We start from the raw sequence: 6,204 nt of genomic DNA on the forward strand, positions 1-6,204 counted from the left end.
CGCCACCGGTGCTGCGGACACGACCGGTGCCGCTGGCGCACGGGCCGCGGGCGCTGGTTCGGCCCGCACGACGGGGGCCTGCACCGCGGGTGCCACCGCTTCGGCCTCGGTCTGCGAGGGCCGCGCAGGCGCCGTCGACACCGGCTTGGGCGCCCAGACCTTGACGCCCATCTCGGCCAACATGGCGCGCTGGCGCGCATCCAGCAGCGGCACGAACGAGGGGTCGGCATCATTCATTTCGTCGTCGCTCATGCAGCGCCTCCGGCCGCGTGCGCCACCACCAGGTTCAGGCTCATGACCACCGCGTCCTCGCGCTGGAACTGGCCCGCCGGGTAATAGCCCTTGCGGATGCCGACCTGCTGGAAGCCATAGCCCGTGTACAGGGCCCGTGCCGGCGCGTTGCTGGCGCGCACCTCCAGCCACAGCCACTGCGCGCGCTGCCCGCGCGACCAGAGGCTCAGCGCATCCAGCAGAAAACGCGCCCAGCCCTGGCGCTGGTGCGCCGGGGCCACGGTGATGTTGAGCAGGTGCACTTCGTCCACACCCGGCATGGCCACCAGGTAACCCAGCAGCACGCGGCCATCGGCGCGGGCGGGGTGCACCACCTCGCCCGCCAGGGCTTCGCCCAGCAGCAGCATGGCGGGGTAACCGGCGGCCAGCGAGTCGGCGAAATGTTTGTGCGACCAGGGGTGGGTGTAGGCGGATTTCTCGACCGCACAAACCGATTCGAGATCGGCCTCGGTCATCGGGGCGAAGGCGATGCGGCGCTCGGCCGCGCGCGGCGGCTGACCGGCGGCGTCGGGCCAGTCGGCGCTGTGCCACACCGGCAGGTTGGCGGAAGGGGCTGCGCTCACGGATGGCCTCCGCCCTGGGGGCTGCGGTGCGGGCTGGCTTGGGCGCGGCCCTGTGCTGCGCTCATGCCTCGCTCCCCTGGGTCTGTTCGGCTAGGCGGGCGATCTGAGCCTGCCGCAGGGTTTCGCGTTCGGCCGTGGTCTGGGCCACCTTGTCGCGCACGTACAGCGGCAACGCGTCCTGCGCGGCCACGGCGGCGCCAGCGGCCAGCAGACCGGGCGCCAGGCGCAGCAGCGCGTCGGCAGTCGGCAAGGCGGGCTGGCGTTCGCCCGGCACATCGCTGATCTGCGCGCCGTACACCTCGAACACGTTGCCGGCGAGCAGGCAGCCGCCCGCGGCCAGCGAGCAGCCCGCCGGCAAGCCCTGTTGCAGCCAGTCGCCCAGGTCGGCCGGCGCGCACAGGCGCGGTGGCGCCAGCGGCTCGGTGGTCAGCCCCTGTGGGCCATGGGCGTAGAGCGCCACATAGATCTCGTCCATGCGCGCGTCCAGCAGCGCGGCGACCAGCGGCGGCACCGGCTGGCCAGACTGCGCACGCTGGTGGCAGGCTTCGTCGGCCAGGGCCAGCAGGCTGTCCACCGGCAGCACCGGCAGGCCGCCGGGGTGGGCGTCGGACCGGGCGCCATAGGCCAGGCCCTGGGCCACCGCGCAGGCGGTGCGCAGACCGGTGAAGGCGCCGGGGCCGCGCGCGAACACGATCGCGTCCAGCGCGGCCAGCGGCCAGCCGGCCTGCGCCAGCAAGGCCTGCACCGTCGGCAACAGCGCGGCCGAGGCCTGCGCCGCGCCCGGCCCGGTGTGGCTGGCCAGTGGCATGGGGCAGCCGACCGCGACCGACAAGGTGTCGGTGCTGGTCTCGATGGCGAGCAGTTTCAGGGCGGTGGCAGCGGGCATCGGGCGATTATCGGCCAGCCCCCTGTTCGCACCGGTCCGCCGGGGGCTGGTGGACTCGATAATCCGCTGCCATGTTTGAACCCACTGCGCCGATGCGCCGATCCCTTCGCTGGCTGGCCGGCGGTTTGTTGACCCTCGCCGCCGGTGCCGCCGCCGCCCAGAGCAGCCTGCCCCCCGGTGTGGCGGGCGCCCTGCAACGCGCCGGCCTGCCGGCCAGCGCGTTTTCGGCCCTGGTGGTGCCGGTCGCGCCCGACGGGGTCGAACGCCTGCGCCACCGCGCCGAGGTGCCGGTCAACCCCGCGTCGGTGATGAAGCTGGTGACCACCTACGCCGCCATCGACCTGCTGGGGCCAGACTTCACCTGGCAGACCCGCTTCTACGGCGACGGCCCGGCCAGCGGCGGTGCGCTGCGCGGCAACCTCTACATCCGCGGCGGCGGCGACCCCAAGCTGGTGCTCGAACGCCTGCAGGAAGCGTTTGCAACGCTGCACAACAAGGGCGTGCAGGTGGTGATGGGCGACATCGTGCTCGACCACAGCGCGTTCGAACTGCCCGCCACCCACCCGGGTGACTTCGACGGCGAAAGCCTGCGCCCCTACAACGCCAGCCCCGACGCGCTGCTGGTGAACTTCAAGTCGGTGATCCTGACATTCGAGCCCGACACCGCGGCCGGCGTGGCCCGGGTGCGCAGCGAACCGCCGATGGCTGGGCTGGCCATCGACGCCACGGTACCGCTGTCCAAAGCCGGCTGTGGCGACTGGCGCGGCGCCCTGCAGGCGCGCTTCGACGACGCCAACACCGTGCGCTTCGAAGGCCGTTATCCACAAAGCTGCGGCGAGAAGGTCTGGCCCGTGGCCTACCAGGACCCGGCCAGCTACGCCGCGCGCGCCATCGAAGGCCTGTGGCGCGCCAGCGGCGGCGCGCTCACCGGCTCCGTGCGCAGCGGCCTCACGCCACCGGCGGCGACGCTGCTGCACGAGGCGCAGTCGCTGCCGCTCTCGGACATCATCACCGACGTCAACCAGTGGAGCAACAACGTCATGGCGCAGCAGGTGTTCCTCACGCTCGGGCGCCTCTCGCCCGCGCGGGTGGACGCGGTCACTGCGCCGCGCGGTCCGCTCATACCGGTGCGCACCGGGCGTTTCGAGCGCTCGCGCGAGGTGGTGGCCCGCTGGTGGAAGACCACCTTCGGCATCCGCCCCACGCCGCCGGTGCTGGACAACGGTGCCGGCCTTTCGCGCGACGAACGCATCACCCCCGAAGCGCTGGTGGGCCTGCTGCGCCACGCAGCCCAGCACGCCAACGGCGACCGGTTTGTGCAGTCGCTGTCGGTGGCCGGCGTCAGCGGCACGGCCGCGCGTATGGCCCGCGGACCCGACAGCGCCGCGCGCGGCAACGCCTGGCTCAAGACCGGCACCCTGCGCGACGTGGTGGGCATCGCCGGCTATGTGAACGCGGTGAACGGCACCCGTTATGCCGTGGTGGGCTTCATCAACCACCCCAACGCGGGCGCCGGGCGCCCGGCGCTGGAGGCGCTGGTGGAATGGAGCGCGGGGTTGAAAGATTGAGGCCGGCCTCAGCGCGGCGATACCGATGGCACCATGGCTGCGCGTTTTCCCTGTGGCACCGAATCGGTAACGCCGGTTACCATTTAAACCGAACGACCGTACTTTTTTATAGGAGCTGTCCCATGTTGATCCGTTCTCGTCTGGCGGCCGCCCTTGCGGCGGTGTTGTTGGCCTCCTGCGGTGGCGGTGGTTCCGAGCCACTCGTGAGTTCGGCTGGCATCACCTCGGTCAAGGTGATGGGGGACAGCCTGGCCGACAGCGGCACGTTTGAAGGTCTGCCCGGCTACGGCCGCATTTTCTCGGTGCAGGGCAGTGAGAGCGAGCCCAACGTGATCTGGACGGAACGCACCGCCGCCGTGCTGGGCGCGCCACAAATTTGCAATTTCTTCCGGTTCACGGGCGCCACCTTTGTCGTTGATCCCGCCTGCAGCAGCTTCGGCGTGGGCGGCGGGCGGATCAACAACCCTGCCGACAAAGGCGGGGCCAACAGCCCCCTGTCCATCCCGTACCAGCTGGCCACGGCCGCCACGGTCAACGGCAGCTACAGCGCCAGCGATCTGCTGCTGATCGACGGGGGTGGCAACGACGCTGCCGATCTCGTGGGGGCTTACCTGGCTGCAGCCAAAGACAGCGGTGCGTCTTACCAGGCGTTGCTGCTGACGTTGTTGCCTCTCGGCACCGTTGGTGCGGTGCTGCCCACCACTGGCGGTCCTGAGCAGGCCGGCGGCTTGTACATGCAGGCCCTGGCCGACAAGTTCTACGACGCCGTCAAGACGAACGCTCTCGACAAGGGTGCGCAGCGCATCGCTCTGCTCAACATGCCCGGCATCACCAACACGCCACGGTTCCAGATGGTGCTGGCCAGCATCGAGCAGGCCAAGGGGGCGACCGCACGCGCACAGGCCGAAGCCCTGTTCCGTTCGTGGATCTCGGCCTTCAACCAGCGCCTTGTCGCCAAGGTCGGCAGCGATACGCGCGTGACCGTGGTGGACTTCTTCAGCAGCTTTGATGACCAGGTGAAGAACCCCAAGCAATACGGTCTGACCAATGTCACCACGCCCGCCTGCCCAGCCACCGGTGTGGGTAGCGACGGTCTGCCCGAATACAACTTCCAGACCTGCACCGCCACGGCGCTCTCGGCCGCGCCACCGACCGGGGTCACCGATCCCAACTGGTGGAAGACCTATGCCTTCGCCGACGGCTTCCACCCCACCCCCTACGGCTACCAGCTGCTGGGTCAACTGGTCGCCACATCGCTCGCCAAGGCTGGCTGGCTCTGAGGCATGAACACGGAGCACCCATGAAAACCACCACGATCCGATTCGCACTTCTTTCACTGGCCCTGCTGGGCAGCGCCACGGTCAACGCGCAGAGCGCCGGCAGCTGGCTGGTTCGCGCCAGCGCCACCAACATCAACCCCGATGTCACCAGCGGCGACCTGTCGGCGCCCAGCCTGGCCGGCACCAAGACCGACGTGGGTTCCAGCACCCGGCTCGGCGGCGGCATCACCTACATGTACACCGATCATTTGGCGGTGGACCTGCCGCTGGTCCTGCCGTTCAAGCACGAGCTCACCGGTGATGGTGCCATCGCGGGCGTGGGCAAGATTGGCGAAGTGAAAGCCCTGCCCATGACGGTGTTCGCGCAATACCGTTTCGGTGAGGCCAACGCCCCGTTCCGTCCCTACGTGGGCGCCGGACCGACCTATGCCAAATTCTTCAAGGAACGCAGCACAGCCACGCTGTCGGCCCTGACGGGTGGCACGCCGGCCAACCCGACCACGCTGTCCGTGAAATCCAAGCTGGCGCTGTCGCTGCAGGTCGGCATGTCGGTCGCGCTCAGCGACAAGTGGTTTGTGGACGCGATGGTGGCCAAGACCTTCCTCAAAACCCGCAACACCTTGTCCACCGGGCAGACGCTGGACATCACGCTCGACCCGGTATCGGTGAGCCTGGCGGTGGGCATGCGCTTTTAATCGGAGCCGCCCCAAGAAAAAGCCGACCCCAGGGTCGGCTATTTCTTGGGGCACTGGTGCACGCCTCGAGCAAGCTCAGGCCGCGGCCCGCTGCAGCCGGTCGCGCACGCCGTCCCATTCAGCGCCCTCAGGAGGGGTCTCCACCCAGATGAGCTTCACGCCGGTCGCGTCGAGTTCGCGCAGCACCGCAAACAGTTCCTGCGCGCAGGCGGCGGCATCGGCGGGCATGCGGCGCGGCGCCACGCCGCGCGCGGTGCGCAGGCTGGCGCGCGCATAGACCGCAATGTGCTGCGCGTCGGCGCCCAGCAAGTCCAGGGCCGGTTGCAGCTGTTGCGCCGGCATCAGACGGACCTTGGCGCGCGGTGCGTAGTGCGATTCGAGCGTGCCCGAGGCGCGCGGTGCGGCCTCGTCGCGCGCGCGCAGCGGTTGGCCGCAGGCAGACTCGATTTGCATGGGCGTGACCATGCCGGGGCGCAACAGCACCGGCATGCCACGCGAGCAGTCGACGATGGTGGACTCGATGCCGACCGGGCAGGCGCCGCCGTCGAGGACCAGCAGCTGTTCATCGGGCAGGTCGGCGAATTCTTCGGCCACGTGTGCGGCCGTGGTGGGGCTCACGCGCCCGAAGCGGTTGGCACTGGGCGCCGCGACACCCAGCACGCCGTGGGCCCGCGCGGCCGTCAGCAAGGCTTGCGCCACCGGGTGCGAAGGGCAGCGCACGCCCACCGAATCCTGGCCCCCGGCCGCCACCGCGGCCACCTCGGGCCGGCGCGGCAGGATCAGCGTCAGCGGGCCAGGCCAGAAAGCGTTCATCAGCGCCACGGCGAAATCGGGTACCTCGCGCGCCAGCGGTGCCACGGCGGCGCGCCAGTCACCGGCCTCGGCCGCAGGGATGTGCACGATCAGCGGGTGGTCGCTGGG

6 protein-coding genes and 1 pseudogene are annotated in these 6,204 nt (G+C 70.2%); 3 read left to right on the forward strand and 4 right to left on the reverse strand.

What is annotated here, in order from left to right; genetic code table 11:
* From ACR2JA_RS06355 to tsaB, 3 genes and pseudogenes are all read right to left on the reverse strand, one after another.
* A pseudogene (locus ACR2JA_RS06355) lies at positions 1–252 on the reverse strand (hypothetical protein); the annotation flags it as partial.
* Entirely contained in the window at positions 249–746 is a 498-nt protein-coding gene (gene rimI / locus ACR2JA_RS06360) for a ribosomal protein S18-alanine N-acetyltransferase (RefSeq protein ID WP_434008270.1), read from the reverse strand. The gene rimI and the pseudogene ACR2JA_RS06355, both read right to left, overlap by 4 nt.
* 169 nt (positions 747–915) lie before the next feature.
* Positions 916–1,740, reverse strand: a complete 825-nt coding sequence (gene tsaB, locus ACR2JA_RS06365; RefSeq protein WP_434008265.1) for a tRNA (adenosine(37)-N6)-threonylcarbamoyltransferase complex dimerization subunit type 1 TsaB — start codon at positions 1,738–1,740, stop codon at positions 916–918.
* A 92-nt stretch (positions 1,741–1,832) separates the two neighbouring features.
* Here tsaB and dacB point away from each other — a divergent pair, with 92 nt between their 5' ends.
* The 3 genes from dacB to ACR2JA_RS06380 all read left to right on the forward strand — a co-directional run bounded on the left by dacB (position 1,833) and on the right by ACR2JA_RS06380 (position 5,283).
* On the forward strand, positions 1,833–3,308 hold the full coding sequence (dacB, locus tag ACR2JA_RS06370) for a D-alanyl-D-alanine carboxypeptidase/D-alanyl-D-alanine endopeptidase (protein WP_434008266.1): 1,476 nt from the start codon (positions 1,833–1,835) through the stop codon (positions 3,306–3,308).
* Positions 3,309–3,430: 122 nt separating this feature from the next.
* A complete protein-coding gene (locus tag ACR2JA_RS06375) occupies positions 3,431–4,588 on the forward strand; it encodes an SGNH/GDSL hydrolase family protein (protein ID WP_434008267.1) in 1,158 nt (385 codons plus the stop codon).
* 20 nt (positions 4,589–4,608) lie between these two features.
* Complete coding sequence (locus tag ACR2JA_RS06380; protein ID WP_434008268.1) at positions 4,609–5,283, forward strand: OmpW/AlkL family protein; 675 nt, start codon at positions 4,609–4,611, stop codon at positions 5,281–5,283.
* 75 nt (positions 5,284–5,358) lie between these two features.
* On the opposite strand, the gene ACR2JA_RS06385 is transcribed toward ACR2JA_RS06380, so the two are convergent.
* Positions 5,359–6,204: L-threonylcarbamoyladenylate synthase (locus ACR2JA_RS06385; protein WP_434008269.1), on the reverse strand; the 846-nt coding region annotated here is incomplete at its 5' end.

It is taken from the genome of Hydrogenophaga sp. (assembly GCF_051007235.1).
In the GTDB taxonomy this organism is placed as follows: Bacteria; Pseudomonadota; Gammaproteobacteria; order Burkholderiales; family Burkholderiaceae_C; genus Hydrogenophaga.